15 protein-coding genes and 3 tRNA genes are annotated in these 19253 nt (G+C 43.4%); 9 read left to right on the top strand and 9 right to left on the bottom strand.

Features of this window, described 5'->3' with window-relative positions; translation table 11 throughout:
- Window positions 1–156 precede the first annotated feature (156 nt).
- Together ABUE20_RS07815 and ABUE20_RS07810 are read left to right on the top strand one after the other, a co-directional pair.
- Complete coding sequence (locus ABUE20_RS07815) at window positions 157–957, top strand: DNA polymerase III subunit gamma/tau C-terminal domain-containing protein (protein ID WP_408619318.1); 801 nt, start codon at window positions 157–159, stop codon at window positions 955–957.
- Window positions 958–1023: 66 nt separating this feature from the next.
- Window positions 1024–1350 carry a YbaB/EbfC family nucleoid-associated protein gene (locus ABUE20_RS07810; RefSeq protein ID WP_408619317.1) on the top strand — a complete coding sequence of 109 codons (327 nt, stop codon included), beginning with the start codon at window positions 1024–1026 and terminating at the stop codon, window positions 1348–1350.
- Window positions 1351–1396: 46 nt separating this feature from the next.
- On the opposite strand, the gene ABUE20_RS07805 is transcribed toward ABUE20_RS07810, so the two are convergent.
- The 3 genes from ABUE20_RS07805 to nagB are packed head-to-tail and all read right to left on the bottom strand — an operon-like array spanning window position 1397 to window position 4540.
- On the bottom strand, window positions 1397–2593 hold the full coding sequence (locus ABUE20_RS07805; RefSeq protein ID WP_408619316.1) for an ROK family protein: 1197 nt from the start codon (window positions 2591–2593) through the stop codon (window positions 1397–1399).
- Entirely contained in the window at window positions 2574–3734 is a 1161-nt protein-coding gene (nagA, locus tag ABUE20_RS07800; RefSeq protein WP_408619315.1) for an N-acetylglucosamine-6-phosphate deacetylase, read from the bottom strand. The genes ABUE20_RS07805 and nagA overlap by 20 nt, the downstream gene beginning before the upstream one ends.
- On the bottom strand, window positions 3731–4540 hold the full coding sequence (gene nagB / locus ABUE20_RS07795; RefSeq protein ID WP_408619314.1) for a glucosamine-6-phosphate deaminase: 810 nt from the start codon (window positions 4538–4540) through the stop codon (window positions 3731–3733). Before nagB ends, nagA begins: the two co-directional genes overlap by 4 nt.
- A 255-nt stretch (window positions 4541–4795) precedes the next feature.
- Between nagB and nagE the strand changes: the two genes are divergently transcribed.
- The 3 genes from nagE (at window position 4796) to msrA (ending at window position 9126) form a co-directional block, all read left to right on the top strand.
- Window positions 4796–6199, top strand: a complete 1404-nt coding sequence (gene nagE / locus ABUE20_RS07790) for an N-acetylglucosamine-specific PTS transporter subunit IIBC (RefSeq protein WP_408619313.1) — start codon at window positions 4796–4798, stop codon at window positions 6197–6199.
- Window positions 6200–6489: 290 nt separating this feature from the next.
- A complete protein-coding gene (gene glnS, locus ABUE20_RS07785; RefSeq protein WP_408619312.1) occupies window positions 6490–8157 on the top strand; it encodes a glutamine--tRNA ligase in 1668 nt (555 codons plus the stop codon).
- A 330-nt stretch (window positions 8158–8487) separates the two neighbouring features.
- Window positions 8488–9126 (top strand): peptide-methionine (S)-S-oxide reductase MsrA, encoded by a 639-nt coding sequence (gene msrA, locus ABUE20_RS07780; protein ID WP_408619311.1) that lies wholly within the window; start codon window positions 8488–8490, stop codon window positions 9124–9126.
- A 190-nt stretch (window positions 9127–9316) separates the two neighbouring features.
- On the opposite strand, the gene ABUE20_RS07775 is transcribed toward msrA, so the two are convergent.
- The 4 genes from ABUE20_RS07775 to ABUE20_RS07760 form a co-directional block, all read right to left on the bottom strand.
- A complete protein-coding gene (locus ABUE20_RS07775) occupies window positions 9317–9949 on the bottom strand; it encodes an MBL fold metallo-hydrolase (RefSeq protein ID WP_408619310.1) in 633 nt (210 codons plus the stop codon).
- A gap of 84 nt (window positions 9950–10033) precedes the next feature.
- A tRNA-Met gene (locus ABUE20_RS07770) sits at window positions 10034–10110 on the bottom strand.
- A gap of 23 nt (window positions 10111–10133) precedes the next feature.
- A tRNA-Met gene (locus ABUE20_RS07765) sits at window positions 10134–10210 on the bottom strand.
- A 14-nt stretch (window positions 10211–10224) separates the two neighbouring features.
- Window positions 10225–10301 (bottom strand) — tRNA-Met (locus tag ABUE20_RS07760).
- A gap of 158 nt (window positions 10302–10459) precedes the next feature.
- Between ABUE20_RS07760 and rlmKL the strand changes: the two genes are divergently transcribed.
- The 4 genes from rlmKL (at window position 10460) to rmf (ending at window position 16787) form a co-directional block, all read left to right on the top strand.
- Window positions 10460–12577, top strand: a complete 2118-nt coding sequence (rlmKL, locus tag ABUE20_RS07755) for a bifunctional 23S rRNA (guanine(2069)-N(7))-methyltransferase RlmK/23S rRNA (guanine(2445)-N(2))-methyltransferase RlmL (RefSeq protein ID WP_408619309.1) — start codon at window positions 10460–10462, stop codon at window positions 12575–12577.
- Between the two features lie 44 nt (window positions 12578–12621).
- Window positions 12622–14517, top strand: coding sequence for an ATP-binding cassette ATPase Uup (gene uup / locus ABUE20_RS07750; protein WP_408619308.1), 1896 nt, complete (start codon window positions 12622–12624; stop codon window positions 14515–14517).
- On the top strand, window positions 14514–16484 hold the full coding sequence (locus ABUE20_RS07745) for a DUF3466 family protein (protein ID WP_408619307.1): 1971 nt from the start codon (window positions 14514–14516) through the stop codon (window positions 16482–16484). The genes uup and ABUE20_RS07745 overlap by 4 nt, the downstream gene beginning before the upstream one ends.
- A 129-nt stretch (window positions 16485–16613) precedes the next feature.
- The gene (gene rmf / locus ABUE20_RS07740) at window positions 16614–16787 is read left to right on the top strand and encodes a ribosome modulation factor (protein ID WP_408619306.1); all 174 of its coding nucleotides are present in this window, start codon (window positions 16614–16616) and stop codon (window positions 16785–16787) included.
- Between the two features lie 55 nt (window positions 16788–16842).
- On the opposite strand, the gene fabA is transcribed toward rmf, so the two are convergent.
- Both fabA and ABUE20_RS07730 read right to left on the bottom strand, forming a co-directional pair.
- Window positions 16843–17385, bottom strand: coding sequence for a 3-hydroxyacyl-[acyl-carrier-protein] dehydratase FabA (gene fabA / locus ABUE20_RS07735; RefSeq protein WP_408619305.1), 543 nt, complete (start codon window positions 17383–17385; stop codon window positions 16843–16845).
- Window positions 17386–17448: 63 nt separating this feature from the next.
- A complete protein-coding gene (locus tag ABUE20_RS07730) occupies window positions 17449–19206 on the bottom strand; it encodes an AAA family ATPase (RefSeq protein ID WP_408619304.1) in 1758 nt (585 codons plus the stop codon).
- Between the last annotated feature and the right edge of the window lie 47 nt (window positions 19207–19253).

Genomic DNA, 19253 nt, shown 5'->3' with positions numbered 1-19253 from the left:
CCAGAGCCAGAGCCAGAGCCAGAGCCAGAGCCAGAGCCAGAGCCAGAGCCAGAGCCAGAGCCAGAGCCAGAGCCAGAGCCAGACTCTCAGAATGAATCTTTAGCCTATCCATCGACTGAAACGCTGCTCGGGCTCCGTAGTTTGCTGCGTTCTCAGGTGCGGAACCAGAGATCCCAGACGCAAGAACGCGCCAGTCGACCACCCGTACCGGTAGAGCCATCAACGTCTTTAGTTGAGGAACAAGAAGCGACAGAACACCGGTTTCATGAATCGGTTAGCGATATAGGTATTGTTCCTTCTAACCGTAGTCCTGATCCGGAATTATCCGTAAATTCGTCAGTGCCGGTAGAGGATGAGATCCCGACATGGGCAAGTGAAACCTTGCCTCTTGATGAGACATTGGACACAGAGTATGAGCTGGATGATTTTGCTACAGTTCAAGATGAGCCTATTTCAAATGCATTGACCAGCGCGCTGCCTGCTGATTATAAAAGAGAGTCGGTACTGTCTGCCGAAATGTCGCGACAGCGGAAACAATCAGCAAATGATTTTCAGGATGCAATTAAGCCAGCAGCGGTTCGACTTCCTCAGCATCGTTGGGCCGATTTACTAGACCAGTTATCGATTGGTCCCAGGGCTCGGCAGGTCGGACTTAATGCGGCCTATGAATTACAAGCTGATCGGTTAGTTTTAACGGTATTACCTCAGTTTAAGCATTTGTTGGTTGATACTATTGTGAATGAATTAACCGCTGCATTGTTACCACATTTGGATGTTTCCTCTGTGGAATTTAAACTGGGTGAGCGTCCAGATATACAGACCCCCCTTGAACATCAGCATCAGTGTCAGCAAATTTTACATCGGGCGGCGAAAGAACGGTTACAGCAAGATCAAAACGTGCAATTTATCATGAGTCGATTTGGTGGTGAATTGGATGATGATAGTATTGGATATTAAGTCGACTTGATTTATCCCGGGTGAATCAGGTTTAATGAGGCGATTTAGAACAAGAGAGAGAACTTTATGTTTAAAGGTGGAATGGGTAACCTCATGAAGCAGGCGCAGCAGATGCAAGAGCGCATGAAGAAAGCCCAAGATGAAATTGCAAGTTTAGAGGTTACTGGCGAGTCGGGTGCAGGTTTAGTTAAAGTAACGATGACCGGAAATCATAATGTTCGCCGGGTTGAAATTGACGAGTCTCTGATGGAAGATGACAAAGAGATGCTAGAAGATCTGGTTGCTGCAGCCATTAACGATGCAAGTCGGAGAGTTGAAGAAACCACTAAAGAGCGGATGGCTGAAGTAACGGGAGGAATGCAGTTGCCCCCAGGGATGAAAATGCCATTTTAAGTTAGTTTGGTTACGTAAAATAAAAAACCATCATTTAGATGGTTTTTTATTTGATGAGCTTAAGTAGCAGTTCACCATTAAGCATCGCGCGCTTGATTAGGGCATGTCCACCGATTGCCGATTCCGCTTGAAAATAGGCCGCTTGGATTTGCGTTTGATTTCTGAATGTTGGCAATGTCTGATGCTCTAAGCACTGCTGGATTGGTTTCCAGAATATATCTCCAGCCTGAATAATTTCTCCCGCTAGCAAGATTTTTTGAGGATTGAATAAATTCACGACAATGGCAATAACTTGACCCAGCGCAAGCGCGGCTCTTTTGACGACTAATTCACAAAATACATCTCCGTTGGCAGCGAGTCGATAAAGTTGTTGTACTGAGTCATTGACCTGAAAGAGTGTCGTATGCTGAGCGGCATGTGTTTTAGCAAAATTTAAGATCGCGGGATTAGAACAGATCGTTTCCAGACAACCGATATTCCCACATTGGCATGGCTCTCCCAGTGGATCTAATTGAATATGCCCTATTTCACCTAAATCTCGTTGAGGATAAATGAAGATATCTCCATTCACTAAAATTCCGGCACTAGTCCCTTGATGGATACTGATGAAAACACTATCCGTACTATCTTGTGACTGTCCGAAATAATACTCCGCTAAAGTGGTTGCCCGGGTGTCATTCCCGACGTAAACCGGTAGTTGAAAAGCCTGTTCCAGAGTTTGGCCAATGGGGCAATCCGTTAATCGGTAGTAGGGAATATAACGAGCAATGCCTGAACCACTTTCAATTAGACCTGGTAATGTGACTGCCAGTGCCAGAATGGGATGCTTTTGTTGTTGGTATTGTGTATGGAATTGCTGAAGAAGGGTGCATAATCGTTCCAGAAACTCCGACTGATTTGACGCAATTAAGGGGTAGGTTTGGAGCTCGAGTTGTTGGCCAGCCAAATTATAAATTGCGACTTTGAGATCGCCTCGTCCGATCCGGGCTGAAATAAACTGAAAATCACCGGATGTTGTTAAAGAAATGGCCCGGCGTCCTCCAGTTGATTGCTGTGCCGAGACTTCTTTAATGGTTCCTGCCTGAAGTAATTGCCTGGTAATTTTAGTAATACTGGCCGGGGCCAGCTGGCTTTTTTGTGCCAGCTGGACTCTGGAAATAGGCCCTTCTTGATCAATCAGCCGATAAACAGCGGATAGGTTTATTTGTTTGAGACGATCAAAATTAACGATTTGATTCGGCATGTGTAAAAGAGTTCCATTTCCCTTGGTCAACGACTGCGGCGACCTGATAATCTGAACTTAAAATCACCAAATTGGCGAGGTAATTCGGTTGAATTCGCCCCAGTTTATGAGCCCATCCCATCGCTTGTGCCGGATATAAGCTAGCCATTCGCAGCGCTTCTTCCTGACTGATTCCTGCGTGGGCAATACAGTTTTTGACGGCTTCTACCATGGTTAACATGGAACCGCCAATAGTACCGTCACGACCTAGGCATTTCCCATTTTCAACCCGAATTTTTTGACCAACGAAATCAAACTCGGTGATATCTGATCCTGCTGCAGCGGTTGCATCGGTAATGAGATAAAGACGCTGGTCCAGTAATCGTTTGGCTATTCTTAGATTTACAAAATCAAGATGAAGTCCATCTGCAATGATCCCAGCATGAACGGCTGGCGTATCAAAAACAGCACCAATCATACCGGGTTCACGGCCTTTATAGCCACTCATGGCATTATATAAATGGGTCGCATATTTGGCTCCCGCATGGAAGGCCTGTTGCACTGTTTGGCAATCGGCATTGGAATGGCCGAGTGAAACCGGGATCCCTGCATCGGATAGTTGGCTAATTTGCTCCGGTGTCGCATTTTCAGGTGCCAATGTCAGCATGCCAATTTGGTCTTTATGCGCAATAAGTTTCTCTACATCTTGATTTTGGAGTGGACGAATATAGTGTTCGTTATGGATCCCTTTCTTTTCACGAGAAATAAAGGGGCCTTCCAGATGGATCCCAGGGACGCGAAACCCATGTTGCAGTCGGTAGTTTTGAGCTAGTTCTAATGCGGCATCCAGTTTATCTTCACCGCAGGTAATAAGGGTCGGTAAGAAAGTTGTAGTACCGCTTTTTAAATTAGCTTGATGCATTGTATCTAAGGTCTTTTCAGTGACTTTATCATTGAACATGACCCCTCCACAGCCATTAACCTGGAGATCAATAAATGCAGGAGCGATGAGATGATGCTTAAGCGCATATTGTGGAATTTCTGCGGTTAAATCCTGTTCGGAAATAATGGATTCAATTCGATCGCCATCAATAATGACCGCTTGCCCAAAACGGAGTTGTTCACCATCAAAAATAGTGGCGGAGGTCAGTGCATATTTCATAGTGTAGCCCTAAATTCCTGAATATTTTTAGCTTCGATTTGAGAAAAATAACGAGCCGTTTTTACTTTGAGCTCACCCATCGCCGGTTCATCACAGACTATCATACATTTAGGGTGCAATTGCATTGCCGAAACGGTCCAGAGATGATTCACAGAGCCTTCAACTGCAGCTTGTAACGCCAGTGCTTTATGGGCACCATTGACTAAAATAAGTACTTCTTTCGCGTCGAGTAAAGTTCCGACACCGATGGTTAAGGCCAGTTTTGGAACTTCATCGATATGATTAAAAAATCGGGAATTCGCTTGGCGGGTTTCATCGGTTAGTGTTTTAATTCGAGTTCGGGAACGCAATGATGAACCGGGTTCATTAAATGCAATATGACCATCACTCCCGACGCCCCCCATAAACAGATCTATGCCCCCATAACTTTTTATATTTTCTTCATATCGATGACATTCTTGCTCAAGATCTGCGGCATTACCATTTAATAAATGAACATTTTCTTTTTGTATATCAATGTGATTAAAAAAGTTATCAAACATAAAGCGGCGATAACTTTGGGGATGATCTGCATTGATGCCAACGTATTCATCCATATTAAAAGTGACGACATGCTTAAAGCTGACTCGTCCTTGTTGATTGAGACGGATGAGTTCCTGATAAGCACTCAAAGGCGTGCTGCCAGTAGGGCATCCGAGTACGAAAGGATGATCGGCTGATGGGTTGAACTGGTTGATTTTCTGTGCAATGTAACGACCCGCCCAAATGCCGACTTCACTGGCTGTCGTCAAAGGAATTAAGCGCATACAGAGTCCTTGCTGAAATATATAAAATGAAACAATGATAGAATAGCAACTTATTTTATAAAGTGAAATAAGTTATTCGAAATTTATTCACCATGCCTTATAAATAGCTGTTTTTACCATGTTATCTCGTTTTTATTTAGAATTTATGACTTTTTTAATGAATTAAGTTTACGGGAAAAAATAAGTTGGGTAAATTGAACTCGTCAACAAAGTGAATCGGCATGTTTGTCGTAACATCTCATAAAAGGAGTTTTTATGAATGCATTAGGTGCTCTTCAGCGATTAGGGCGGGCATTGATGCTGCCCATCGCAGTGATGCCTGTCGCAGCATTATTATTGCGGATTGGTCAGCCCGATCTAACCAACATCACCTTTATTGCTCAGGCTGGGAATGCTATTTTTGGCCATCTGGCTTTGCTGTTTGCCATTGGCGTTGCGGTTGGTTTATCCAAAGATAATGCCGGCGCGGCTGGATTGGCTGGCGCGGTGGCGTATTTAGTTCTCACTGAAGCGTTGAAAACGCTGAATAAAGATTTGGATTTACAGATACTTGGCGGCATTATTTCCGGAGTTGTGGGGGGATTGAGTTATAACCGTTATGCGGGGATTAAATTACCTGAATTTCTAGGATTTTTTGCAGGAAAACGATTTGTTCCTATTTTTTCAGGGTTAGTCAGTTTGATTCTGGCTCTGCTTTTTTATTTCATTTGGCCACCGATCCAGCATTGGATTGATTTACTTGGAAACTGGATGGTGCATGCGGGAGAGTTAGGCGGCTTTGTTTTCGGTCTGCTGAATCGTTTACTGATCCCCATCGGATTACATCATATTCTCAATACCACGGCCTGGTTTGTTTTCGGGCAATATCAACATGCTGATGCAGCAGGCCAATTATTAACAGCAACTGGGGATTTGAATCGTTTCTTTGCAGGTGATCCCAATGCTGGGTTGTTCATGACAGGCTTTTATCCGGTGATGATGTTCGGTTTACCGGCAGCCGCTTTAGCGATGTATCGAACAGCTAAACCTGAGCATCGGGGGCGGGTAGCTGGCTTATTACTTGGTGTTGCGTTGACTGCATTTCTGACTGGAATTACGGAACCGCTTGAATTTATGTTCATGTTTCTAGCGCCGTTACTGTATGTCTTCCATGCAATTTTGACCGGTCTTTCTCTGGCGATTTGCTCTTATTTGGGGATCCATGATGGCTTTGGATTTTCCGCCGGTCTATTTGATTATGTTTTGAACTGGGGACTTGCAACCAAACCGGGATGGTTAATTCCATTGGGGCTTGTTTATGCGTTGGTTTATTATAGTGTTTTTGTTTGGGCGATCCGTAAATTTGATCTAAAAACTCCGGGACGGGAAGATATGGTCGAAACATCAGTACCGGCTGTTGCGAGTGATGGTTCGGATATTGGGTTGAATTATGCGCAGGCATTAGGTGGTATTGATAATTTAGCTCAGATTGATTCGTGTATTACGCGGTTGCGGTTAGTGATGGTTGATCGACAGAAAATTGATGAACCTTTATTAAAACAGCTCGGTGCGAAGGGGATTGTTAAGTTAGGTGAGCAAAATCTCCAAGTTGTGATTGGCCCTCAGGCAGAGCATATTGCAGGTGAGTTAACGGCATTATCCAAACAGTCCTCTCATTAATTAGGTTACTTGATCCGAAGCCACGTTAAACGTGGCTTTTTTGTATTAAGATGTAAAGTTCCAATGGTGTGTAAAACGCGAATGCCTGGACGAGTTATTTGATGCTCTACCAGGATTAAGGTTGATAGACGGTTGTTCAGCGTTTAAGAAATAAATTGATTATGGATTAGCCGTTCGTTATCTATAACGCGCAATTTGGCGTAGAAAACCAACGATGTGCTTGTAGTTATCATGAATATTAGCGATTATACTCGGCTATTTGAAGTGCAACGAAATATAGGTGAATAGTGATGAGTGAGGCGGCGTCACGTCCAAGCAATTTTATTCGTCAAATTATTGATGAAGATTTAAAAGCGGGCCGACATTCTATGATTCATACCCGGTTTCCACCGGAACCTAATGGTTATTTACATATTGGTCACGCCAAGTCCATTTGTTTAAACTTTGGTATTGCTGAAGATTATCAAGGACAGTGTAATCTGCGGTTTGATGATACGAATCCTGAAAAAGAAAATATTGATTACGTGAAGTCGATTCAGCAGGATGTGCAGTGGTTGGGCTTTCAGTGGAGTGGTGAGGTTTGTTATTCCTCCAATTATTTTGATCAGCTCTATCAATTTGCAATCGATTTAATTGAGCAGGGTAAAGCCTACGTTGACTTTTTAACTCCAGAAGAAATTCGCCAATATCGCGGGACATTAACCGAACCGGGGAAAAATAGCCCTCATCGAGATAGTTCTATCGAAGCGAATTTAGCTGCGTTTGAAAAAATGAGAGCGGGTGAATTCGAGGAAGGTAAAGCTTGTTTGCGCGCTAAAATCGATATGAGTTCTCCATTTATGGTATTGCGGGATCCTGTTTTATACCGCGTCCGTTTTGCTCATCATCATCAAAGTGGCGATAAATGGTGCATCTATCCGATGTATGATTTTACTCATTGTATTTCGGACGCATTGGAAGGAATCACTCATTCTATTTGTACGTTAGAATTTCAGGATAACCGGCGCTTATATGACTGGGTTCTAGATAATTTGTCGATGGACTGGAATCCTCGTCCTCATCAATATGAATTTTCCCGGTTAAATCTTGAATATACTGTAACCTCAAAACGGAAACTCAACTCTTTGGTGACTGAAGGTTATGTCAGTGGTTGGGATGATCCGCGGATGCCTACAGTTGCTGGATTGCGTCGCCGCGGTTATACCCCATTGTCCATTCGTGAGTTCTGTAAACGTATTGGTGTTTCTAAACAAGAAAACATGGTTGAAATGGCCATGCTAGAAGCCTGTATTCGTGATGATCTTAATGAGCATGCTCCTCGGGCGATGGCTGTGTTAGATCCGGTTAAGATTGTGATTGAAAACTATCCAGCTGATAAAGTTGAAGTATTAAAAGCTCCGATTCATCCCCAAAATGAAGCGATGGGCGAGCGTGAAATTACTTTCTCTCGTGAAGTCTGGATTGAACGTGAAGATTTTCGTGAAGAAGCAAATAAAAAATACAAACGCTTAGTCTTGGGTAAAGAAGTGCGTTTACGCAATGCTTATGTGATTAAAGCTGAGCGTATTGAAAAAGATGCGAATGATCAAATCACAACCATTTTTTGTAGTTATGATCCAGAAACATTGGGTGCATTACCTGAAGGGCGAAAAGTCAAAGGTGTGATTCACTGGGTGAGCGCTCAAACAGCTGTTCCTGCCGAATTCCGTCTTTATGACCGACTTTTCCAGGTGCCAAACCCGGGAGCTGCTGAAGATTTTCATGCGGCGATCAATCCTGATTCACTGAGTGTGCAACACGGATATGCTGAACAGGGGCTAGTACAAGCTGCAGTTGGGCAAGCGTACCAGTTTGAACGACAAGGGTATTTTTGTCTCGATCCTGATTCAGCTGCCGATAGATTGATCTTTAACCGGACGGTTGGACTTCGAGATACCTGGGCAAAAATATCAGATTAAAAAACAACTGGAATTTATTGGTTGAGATATAAGGCGCTTGATGCGCCTTTTTTATGTGCTTATTTGACCTGATAGCTGCAAATGAATCACGAAAAATTAACCGGTCTGAGGTGCTGATAAGAGGGAAACCAATGAATGATTGAGCCTAAACAAGATATTTGTTTTATGAACAACAGAGTAAAACCGTAGATATAGAGAGGATGATCTTGCATTAATTTTCATCAAACAGCCTATTTAAATGTGCAAAATACACATTTTATTTACATTCTGAGGTATGATGCGAGTTTGATTGATGTGAAGCTTTCGGAATATCCGGAACGAGGAGGTTCAATGGCAGATAAAACAATAATGATTACACCCGAGTTGGCTCTTGTGGGGCGGAATGAGGCCATGCCTGTATCAGGTGAACATTATGTCCATCATTCTTCTTACCTTCGTCCTTTTGATAAATCCTACGAAGTCACTTATTTTGGATTAGGCTGTTTTTGGGGAGCCGAACGCTTGTTTTGGGAACAAGTGGGTGTTGTGACGACTGCAGTAGGCTATGCTGGAGGATTTACACCAAATCCGACGTATGAAGAAGTATGCACTGGTCAGACAGGTCATGCAGAGGTCGTTATGGTGTTATTTGATCCGGTTCGAACCAGTTATGAACGCCTACTTAAGGTCTTTTTTGAAAATCATGATCCGACTCAAGGGATGCGTCAGGGGGGGGATATCGGCACCCAATATCGTTCATTGTTATTAACAACGAATCCTTATCAGTTTCGGATTGCGGAACGTGCTCTTGAAAATTATCAGCAGGCATTGGCAGCAGCAGGTAAAGCTCCGATTACGACAGAGATCCATCCGGCTGAAGAATTTTACTATGCTGAAGAATATCATCAGCAATATTTAGCTAAAAATCCAGATGGGTACTGTGGTCTCAATGGAATTGGTGTTTGTATGCCACCTATGTTACAGAATTAGTGATCGCGTTAGCTTAGAAAAGCAGAGTTGGGTTATTGTTACTTGTATTCTGTTGTTAGATATTATTTTTATTGCATTGAGGGGACTTCATCTGAAGTCCCTTTAACTTGAGTTGGTTTATTTCATCAAGCGTTCAAAGCACGTTGCTATTGCGTACAGCACTGGTTCGGCATCAAACGATTTTATTACATTAACCTTTCAGGAACGGATTCCGTGTTCTTTCATTTCCTATAGTTGAACTGGGGCCATGTCCGGGAATAAATTGATAATCATCAGGAAGGGTCAAGAGTTCATTTTTAATGGAATGAATGAGTGCTTCATAATTGCCTTGAGGAAAATCGGTCCGGCCAATGCCACCGTGAAAAAGAACATCACCCACCCATGCGAGCCGTTGTTGATGGTTGATAAATACAATATGACCCGGAGTATGGCCGGGACAATGACGGACTTCCAGCTCTTGTTCACCAATCGTGACCATATCGCCATGCGAGAGCCAATGATGGGGGATAAATGCCTCACAATGCGCTAAGCCAAACATCTGGCTTTGTTCGGGAAGGTGATCCAACCAGAATTGATCGGCTATTTGCGGCCCGATAATTTCGACTTCATAATGATTGGCTAGTTCTAACGCTGCACCAACATGATCTAAGTGTCCATGAGTGAGTAGAATTTTAGTTATCTGAACATTGTGCTCGGTTGCAGTTTGTATCAGTCGATTGGCTTCCCCTCCGGGATCAACCCAGGCCGCCTGTCGGGTTTGATCGCACCAGATCAATGAACAGTTCTGACTAAAAGAAGTCACAGGTATGATTGTAAAAGACATATAATTTTTCGATAGATAACAGATGACATCTATTGTAGCGATTTGTGATGAAAAAAAGCAAAATTGAATGAGGAGAGATTAGATTGGTTGCGGGGGCTGGATTTGAACCAACGACCTTCGGGTTATGAGCCCGACGAGCTACCAGACTGCTCCACCCCGCGACAATATAATTTGAATGCCGAATTGGTTGCGGGAGCTGGATTCGAACCAACGACCTTCGGGTTATGAGCCCGACGAGCTACCAGACTGCTCCATCCCGCGACGACATATCGGATTGGTTGCGGGGGCTGGATTTGAACCAACGACCTTCGGGTTATGAGCCCGACGAGCTACCAGACTGCTCCACCCCGCGTCCGATGCAGCGCATATTAGGGAAGACCGAAACTAAATGCAAGAGAAATTCCAGAATTAATAGCTAAGCGATTAAATAGCATTCAATTTGTTAAAAATTACGGCTTATCCTTAAAAAACGCTATAATGGCTAACTATTTTTAAGTTGGCTGATAAATTATGGCAGAATATTTTGCATCGGCTGCTCGGGGGCTAGAGCAGTTAGTCGAATCCGAGTTGGTATCGATGGGCGCAACGGATACCAAAATTATTGGGGGCGGGGTACGCTTTCAAGCGACTCAGGCTCAATCCTACCACATTTGTTTATGGAGTCGTTTTGCCTCACGTATTCTGTTAAAACTCTCAAGTTTTGAAATCCATGACATCATGGACCTTTATCTGGCTGCCAATTATATCCATTGGGAAGATTGGTTTCATGTCGGTCAGACTTTTGCTGTGCATTGCAGTGGAACAAACCAGATTGTCAATAATAGCCAGTTTGGTGCCTTAAAAGTAAAAGACGCAATAGTGGATCGGTTTTCCACAAAATGTGGACAACGCCCGAGTGTGGATCGACAGCAGGCAGATATCCGAATTGTGTTGCATATTCATCGTGAACAGGCTGCTCTATTTTTAGATTTGGCGGGGGAGCCATTGCATCAGCGGGGTTACCGTGAAGTGCAGGGTAAAGCACCGTTAAAAGAAAATTTAGCTGCGGGTATTGCCGCTCGGGCTAATTGGCAGCAGGCAATTTTATTGGATCCGATGTGTGGTGCTGGGACTCTACTCATTGAGGCCTTTATGCAAAAAGCGGATATTGCTCCAGGGGCGTATCGGGATCATTATGCTCTGGAAGATTTATCTGATTTTGATCCGGCTACTTGGACCCAACTGCGAGCAGAAGTTCAGTCTCGAAGTGAAGCGGGTAAAAATCAGTGTCAGCAGCAATTATTTGGTTATGATATTGATGCCAATATGGTCAAAATGGCTCGTCGAAATGTGCAACGTGCAGGGCTTGCTAAATGGATCCAGATCGATCAAGGCGATGCAAAAGCATTAATTAATCCAGTGCCCGAAGTAACCAGTGGTTTGATTTTATCGAATCCCCCTTATGGAGAGCGTTTGGATGAAGTTCCAGCATTAACTGGATTATTCAGTCAGTTGGGGCGGCAGTTAAAAGAATATTTTCCATCTTGGCGGGTTGCTTTGCTGTCTTCCTCCGTTGAACTCTTAGATTATCTACGTCTGCGATCCGATAAGCAGTATAAATTTTCCAATGGGCCTCTGGATTGTACTTTAAAACTGTACCAACTTAGTGATGTTGCTGTTAAAGCATCAGAGCAGCGTTATGCTCAGGATTTTATTAATCGACTTAAGAAAAATCAGAAGAAGTTAGCTAAATGGTTAGAGCGGGAAGGGATCGAGTGTTATCGAATCTACGATGCTGATCTCCCTGAATATAATATGGCGGTCGATCGCTATCAGGATTATTGGGTTATTCAAGAGTATCAGGCACCTAAGTCAATCGATCCTAAAAAAGCTAGTCAGCGTTTGTTTGATGCTGTCACCGGGATCTCGGAAAGCGGGTTGGCCGATGCATCGAAAGTGATTGTTAAGCAGCGTCAACGACAGCAGGGGCGAGCGCAGTATCAAAAAATAGATGAGCAAAAAAACCGTCTGGTGGTGGAAGAATATGGCGCTAAATTGTATGTCAATTTAAGAGACTATCTTGATACTGGATTATTCTTGGATCATCGGAATATGCGGCATTGGTTAGCTCAGCATAGCCAAGGTAAACGCGTGCTAAATTTATTTGCGTATACTGGAAGCGCTAGTGTTCATGCGGCATTAGGTGGTGCGACGCTAGTGACCACCATCGATATGTCGAAAACGTATTTGAATTGGGCGATGGATAACTTCAGGCTGAACCATTTGACGATTAGTGACCATGAATTTATTCGGGCGGATTGTCTGAAGTGGTTAGCACTGCCAGATCAGCGCCAGTTTGATCTTATTTTCTTGGATCCTCCTACCTTTTCTAATTCGAAAAAAATGGAGGGGACCTTTGATGTGCAACGTGATCACATGACACTGATTAAACAGGCCATGTCGAGATTAAGTGAAGATGGAACACTGGTTTTTTCGAATAACAAGCGCCAATTTAAGTTAGATGTCGAGGCAATGGCTGAAACTGGTTTTGAGTGGCAGGATGTTTCTTCGATGTCGTTACCTTTAGATTTTGAACGAAATAAATCGATTCATCGTTGTTGGTTAATTCATCATGTTCAGGCAAAATAATCTGGGTTATTCAGCCTGACAATTATATAAATTGAGATATCAACGTGTTAATTAGTTTACAGGATGCGATGTTAGCCTATGGCGATCATCCTTTATTAGACCGAGCCAATTTACAGATCCATAAGCAGGAACGGGTTTGTTTGGTCGGGCGAAATGGGGCCGGGAAAAGTACCCTGCTTCAGGTTCTAGCTGGGAATGTTCAGTTGGATTCAGGACAACGGCAGGTTGTAAATGATGTTGTGATTGCCAGATTACAACAAGATCCTCCAGCCGCCTCTGATCAAACCGTATATGACTATGTGGCAAGTGGGCATGCTGAATTAGGCCAGATTCTACGGGATTTTTATCAGTTGAGTGTTCAGGCGGCCACGGATCAGAGTGAAAAGGTATTAGATCGATTAGCTTCCCTGCAGCAACAGATTGAAGCACAAGATGGTTGGACCTTTGATACTCAGGTGAATAAAGCAATCTCTTGGTTAGGGTTAGATCCACAGCAATCTTTGCGAGGGCTTTCAGGGGGCTGGCTTCGAAAAGTGGCTCTGGCGCAGGCGTTAGCATGTCAACCGGATTTGCTGTTATTAGATGAACCGACCAACCATCTGGATGTCGATACCATTAAATGGTTGGAAGAATTTTTATTAGGCTTCTCGGGGACTATTGTCTTTATTAGTCATGACCGAGCCTTTATTCAGCGTCTGGCTACCCGTATTGTTGATATTGATCGGGGTGTTTTGACATCATGGCCTGGAAGCTATCAGCAATATATTGAAGGGAAAGCCGAATGGCTTCGAGTCGAAGCTGAAAAAAACGATCAATTTGATAAAAAATTAGCAGAAGAGGAAGCTTGGATCCGGCAGGGGATTAAAGCTCGAAGAACGCGTAATGAAGGCCGAGTCAGGGCCTTAAAAGCATTGCGTCAGGAGCGACAGGATCGGGTCGAACGTCAGGGCGTTTCCAAAATGCAGATGGATATGAGTCAGCGTTCTGGCAAGCTGGTATTTGAAGGCGAAAATTTAGGTTTTGAATATGGTGATAAGACCATTCTCAAAGCGTTTAATTTCCAAGTATTACGTGGTGATAAAATTGCGTTAGTGGGACCGAATGGCAGTGGTAAATCAACATTGCTTAAACTGCTATTGGGACAGTTAGAGCCAACGCAGGGAATATTGCGTTGCGGGACCAAGTTGGAAGTTGCTTATTTTGATCAATATCGGCAGACGTTAGATCCTGAAAAAACAGTAATGGATAACTTAGCTGATGGAAAGCAAGACATAGAAGTCAATGGTCAGACTCGCCACGTCCTCGGTTATTTACAAGATTTTCTATTTCCTCCCAAGCGGGCTTTTACACCTGTTAAAGCTCTTTCGGGAGGCGAAAAAAATCGTTTATTACTAGCCAGATTATTTTTAAAATCAGCCAATTTACTCGTTTTGGATGAACCTACCAACGATCTTGATGTGGAGACGTTGGAACTTTTAGAAGAATTAATTGCCAATTACCAGGGAACATTATTTTTAGTAAGCCATGATAGGGCTTTTATTGATAATACCGTCACACAGGTTTGGTATTTCGCCGGGGATGGACAAATTGAAAAGTCCGTCGGGGGATATCAAGATTTACAACTCCAGTTGGAGCGACAGCAAGCGCTTGAAGTTTCGGTTGAAGAGGTTGCTAAATCTAAGAAAACGGTCGAAAAACGATCGCGTAACCAAGGGAAATTATCCTATAAATTACAGCGTGAGTTAGAAGGGTTACCCGATCAGATTGCCGAAGCTGAGAAACAACTTGAAATACTTCAGGAACAGGTGAATAGCGCTGAGTTTTTTTCGCAGGATGCGGAAGTGACCCAGGCTGTGCTGCAGCAACTTTCTGAATCAGAAGCATTGCTGGAACATTTGTTTAATCGTTGGGAAGAACTGGAAGAATTAAAAAATCAATGATGTTAAAAAATTTATTGCGCTATTGGCCTCTTGGGGCAGCCCTTGTCTGTACGGAGAGTTATGCCGCTGCGGTGGCCCCTTATTTTACGGTTGAGGAGATCGGCATTGATCAAGCCGATGCTCTTGCAAATGCAAATCATGAGATAACCGGTGCGGGTATAACCAACCAAGGCAATTATGTGGTCGGTAATGCCATGCGGATGCGTTCTCCATTCAGTTATTACGATATGAATCAGCCTTATTCATTCGCCTACGAGTGTCAATACGCTGATACGGTATGTGATCTTTACTGGAGTGGTGCGGATGGTGCCAATGATGGTTTTGGCGATGATTATCGAAATGCGCTCGAGGGGGCATTTAATGCGGGGAGTGGTTATTCCAGCTGGTTATTTGGACTGAGAAGTTCAGATTTAAGTTCGGCATCCTCTACTGGCGTCACCGGATTTGATTCTACTTTTTTCAATGTATTAAGCGATGGTTCGGGAAACAGTGTTCTATCGAAGGTCTATATCAATAGTGTGACGAGTGATGATCATGACACCCGGATTACATCCATTAGCCCAACACAGCTATCTATTGGTGGTGTAACGACCTATTGGGTGACTGGTTATGATTTTGACCCAAATAATCGATCTACTCCTAAAGGATTCGTTGAATCGCTCGATGGCACATACCATATTACGTTAACCCCATCTTATGCTCCTGCATCTTATGGCGGAGGGGTATCGGCTAGTTATGCATTGGGAACTGACAGTAATGGCAACCTGACGGCTTTAGGACTCTCTGGTGTCAGTGATAATTTTGATAACGATGATGATAACCATTTTGAAGACTGTTACCGGAGAGAGGATGGCAGTAATTTTAGTAATGGTGATTATCGGGTATGCCCAGGCTTTTCAACTCAGGCGAGTGCTTGGAATTTGAGTTCGGTATCTTTTACGGCGGGCAATAGTACGACAGCGAGTGCAACTTTGTTGAGCAGTGACTGGCTACATCGGGAGGATTCTAGTACTAACTATTCGGCAGCAGCATTAGCCTCATCAAATAATGGCATTTTTGCCGGATATAGCACGTATGCAGATGGTCGAGGAGATCTGGATGGCTATGTGCGGGCCGTGTTGTATACCTATGATGGGACGACCGCTAATCGGTATGTGTTATCAGGTACTGATTTAGTTGGAAATGATGATGATAACGATGTCCGGGATCAGTGGGCTACAGATTTAACCAATCCGATTAGCTCGAATATTTACGTTGTTGGTAATGAGCGACTGACTACCAGTGATGTATCCAGTGATCATAACCAAGCGGTTAACTTTTTTATTAGTCAGATCCCGTTGACCGCGGGGGCTTTATCGCCTAGTGGTGAAAATGTGTCTGGAACCGTTCGTTGGCCACTAAGAGATAGCCCTTTTAATGGCGCAAGTAACCAAATTGTTGCGATTGAACATACGTTGGGTTATGCCGTCGGGAAGCGTGATGCTGAGAATATAACAGCGTATAACGGGATTCGGCGTCGACAACAGGCATTTCTATTTGATGTGCTGGGATATATGGGGGATAGTGAAAGTAGCGGGGAAGATCATGAGTGGTCATTAGAAAGTTTGACCTGCTATGAGAATGATTCAAATGTGGCGATGCGCCCTTATTACCGCATTGAGTCTGCTCGTTCTGTTGTTGAAAATAGTACTTCTGATGGTTATTACGTGCTGGCCTCGGGGTATAAATATGCGTCAGAGGATGACTATATCGATAGAAATAACGCAACCCCTGTGTTGTTACGGCTCTATCATGCCGGGACCTCAGCACCGGACAATACGACATTGTCATCTTGTCCATCATATGAAGCGAGTACAGGAAGTTATAGTCGTTCCGGCGGTGCAGCTGGTTGGTTGGTCTTATTGCTAATTCCTGCAGCGTTTGTGAGATTCATCACGAAACGTAGAGAAACTTTTAAAGCGTCATAAAAAGATCAACTAGTTAAATTATGCTTTGAATTTTAGTCTTTGACGAACGATTCATATTTGGCGATAGTAAAAGCAGAAGGTGAATTCACCTTCTGCTTTTTTAATGACTACCACCAAGAGGGTTGCTCTATGAAAAGACAAAAACGCGATCGCTTAGAACGAGCTCGTTCCAAAGGTTATCAGGCCGGGTTGGCAGGACGTTCAAAAGACAGTTGTCCTTATTTTGGGGCTGATGCTCGGGGGCATTGGTTTGGTGGATGGCGTGACGCGTTTGGAGAACGAAGCGGCGGTATGACGGATTAATAAAAAGCCCGGAAATCCCGGGCTCATGGTGTTAAAGATACAAGTGGTTATCTCGTTAAAATGCACTTGTATCTTTAAATAAACCGACTTTTAGATCTTTAGCGCTATAAATTTCTCGACCATCAACTTCAACTCGGCCATCAGCGATTCCCATCACCAATTTGCGATTAATTACGCGTTTAAAGTCGATTCGATAAGTTACTTTTTGTGCGGTTGGGAGAACTTGGCCCGTAAATTTAACTTCACCAACGCCCAAAGCACGGCCTTTGCCTGGACCGCCTTGCCATCCTAAGAAGAAGCCGACTAACTGCCACATCGCATCTAAACCTAAACAGCCTGGCATAACTGGGTCGCCTGGAAAATGACAGCCGAAGAACCACAGGTCGTCATGAATATCCAGCTCTGCAATAATTTCACCTTTACCGTATAAACCACCTTCGTCAGAGATATGTGCAATACGATCCATCATCAGCATATTGGGCGCGGGGAGTTGGCTATTTCCTTCACCAAATAATTCTCCCTGGCTACATGCGAGTAGTTCATCCCGACTGAAACTAGTCTTTCCTAATTCTTTTTGTGATTTTGGTTGCTCTGACATAATAGATTAATAATTCCAAAAATTGCGAGTACTTTAACGGAGTCCCGAGGTTGAAACAACCTTTCATCCGCGTTTTTTTAACCATTTAAATAGACAAGCAAGAAGACTTGATCGTTCATCATCATTTTCATTTTGATAAAAAAATTGAGCTCTTTTATCTATTTGACCTAAGATCCCAGCGCCTGCTTTTGTTGAACCTGCGGGTTGATTGAAAAGAAGCTCAAGCGCCTGTTCGACACGTTCAATGGCATGAATGGTAAAAATCTGCATTTCTACAGCAGTAACCACATCATCGCTGAGGTTTAATTGTAGTAAATTTGCCGCAGGAATGATAATCGAGTGGCGGTTTTGTGGATCGATGAGCTGGCAGACCTGAAAAAAGCCTTCAATTTTTTCATTAATTCCACCGACCGCGAGGACATTCCCTAACTGGTCAATCGCTCCTGTTGTTGCAAATGATTGATCAATAGGTAAACCTGATAATGACGATAAAATAGCAATCAAAGAGGCGAGTGAAGCACTATCCCCATCTATCTCATGATAGGATTGCTCGAAAACGAGAGTACCCGCTAATGGAAAATGACCATCTCGGGCAAACTGTTGACTGAGATATCCTTGAATAATCATCATTGATTTTGCATGGATATTCCCCGCAAGCTCTGCTTTTCTTTCCACATCCGATAAGTCACCTTCACCTAGATGAACGGTTGCGGTAATTCGCATCGGTTCTCCGAAAGAGCAACTGATCCCCGGAGTTTCCAATACAGACAGTCCGTTAATCTGACCGATTTGTTGACCATGTAAATCAATTTTAATTTGTCTGTCGATATAACTACGCTGCGACCATTTCCACTCACCATTTCGATAATGGACATGCTGTGTGAGAACTTGTTTGAGTGATTGTGCTGTTATTTCAGAGTGCTGTAATGCTGCATGAGCAATCAATTGTACAATGGGTGAAAAATCCAGTGCCAGGTATTGGTTATGTTCACTACGTCGGCTGGCTAACTGGAGTAATAATTGCTGTAATTCAATGTCGCTGGTCAAAATCTGTGGACTATACTGATTTAACTCACTCAACCAAGCATTTACATTAGCCTGGTTTGCTTTAACTTCTTCATTTAATTCACATTTTATAGCAGCTTGATACCATAACCGAGGAGATAACTCCAAGAGTTGTTCCAGCTCATTACTTTCTCCCCAGATCACAACTTTTAAGTACAGTGGAATGGCATCAAATGCTACTCCATAAGAGGATTTTGAAGTTAAGTCTTGTGGTTGTAATTGTCCGGTTTGTACACAGGTGAGCAGCTGTTGCCATAGTTGTGGTTGCTCCAAAATGTCTCGAGCATAAACAACCCAAATTCCATGATTGGCGAGTGCAATTTGTCCCGGATGGTATTGCTCGATATCCGTTATCAAGGTCCCTTGTTCCAGACGGGAAGGGATTGAGCCAAATAAAGCTTCTGGAGCAAAATGCTCTGCAATCACATATTGAGTGAAGAGTGATTCGTCAAAAATCCATTTTCTACCACTTGCAGAGGAGGCTTGAGTCGCTAACTCAAAATAGCCGTGTTGCTGTTCATATAAAATGGTTTGTGATTTAGCCTGAGATGGGTAGGTTGCCTTCAAGAGTGGTTCTGGTTCACAAAATACGGGAGCTTGAACCAGCATCAGGTGCTTGTCTGATTGGGAACAAAAAAATTGAAAAGCATCTACAAATTGAGCCTGCAATTGGGCATAAGGTGCTGTATCGTTTTGATAAGGAAGCCAAGATGAAAAATCTGGCTTTAGTTGTTTAAAATCAATACCAGTGCTCAAAAAAATAAACCTCAGAAGCTAGCCGATAGAATTGAGAGAAGCGCTAT

It is taken from the genome of Celerinatantimonas marina (assembly GCF_046054165.1).
Classification (GTDB): Bacteria; Pseudomonadota; Gammaproteobacteria; order Enterobacterales; family Celerinatantimonadaceae; genus Celerinatantimonas.
Note: the sequence above shows the minus strand (reverse complement) of the source record. Positions and strands in the feature narration are given on the sequence as shown.

Bases quoted from the DNA above. Each gene is read 5' to 3' on its own strand.
- ABUE20_RS07810 (WP_408619317.1), top strand. From the start codon at position 1,024: ATGTTTAAAGGTGGAATGGGTAACCTCATGAAGCAGGCGCAGCAGATG.
- ABUE20_RS07805 (WP_408619316.1), bottom strand. From the start codon at position 2,593: ATGCCGAATCAAATCGTTAATTTTGATCGTCTCAAACAAATAAACCTA.
- nagA (WP_408619315.1), bottom strand. From the start codon at position 3,734: ATGAAATATGCACTGACCTCCGCCACTATTTTTGATGGTGAACAACTC.
- nagB (WP_408619314.1), bottom strand. From the start codon at position 4,540: ATGCGCTTAATTCCTTTGACGACAGCCAGTGAAGTCGGCATTTGGGCG.
- nagE (WP_408619313.1), top strand. From the start codon at position 4,796: ATGAATGCATTAGGTGCTCTTCAGCGATTAGGGCGGGCATTGATGCTG.
- glnS (WP_408619312.1), top strand. From the start codon at position 6,490: ATGAGTGAGGCGGCGTCACGTCCAAGCAATTTTATTCGTCAAATTATT.
- msrA (WP_408619311.1), top strand. From the start codon at position 8,488: ATGGCAGATAAAACAATAATGATTACACCCGAGTTGGCTCTTGTGGGG.
- ABUE20_RS07775 (WP_408619310.1), bottom strand. From the start codon at position 9,949: ATGTCTTTTACAATCATACCTGTGACTTCTTTTAGTCAGAACTGTTCA.
- rlmKL (WP_408619309.1), top strand. From the start codon at position 10,460: ATGGCAGAATATTTTGCATCGGCTGCTCGGGGGCTAGAGCAGTTAGTC.
- ABUE20_RS07745 (WP_408619307.1), top strand. From the start codon at position 14,514: ATGATGTTAAAAAATTTATTGCGCTATTGGCCTCTTGGGGCAGCCCTT.
- rmf (WP_408619306.1), top strand. From the start codon at position 16,614: ATGAAAAGACAAAAACGCGATCGCTTAGAACGAGCTCGTTCCAAAGGT.
- fabA (WP_408619305.1), bottom strand. From the start codon at position 17,385: ATGTCAGAGCAACCAAAATCACAAAAAGAATTAGGAAAGACTAGTTTC.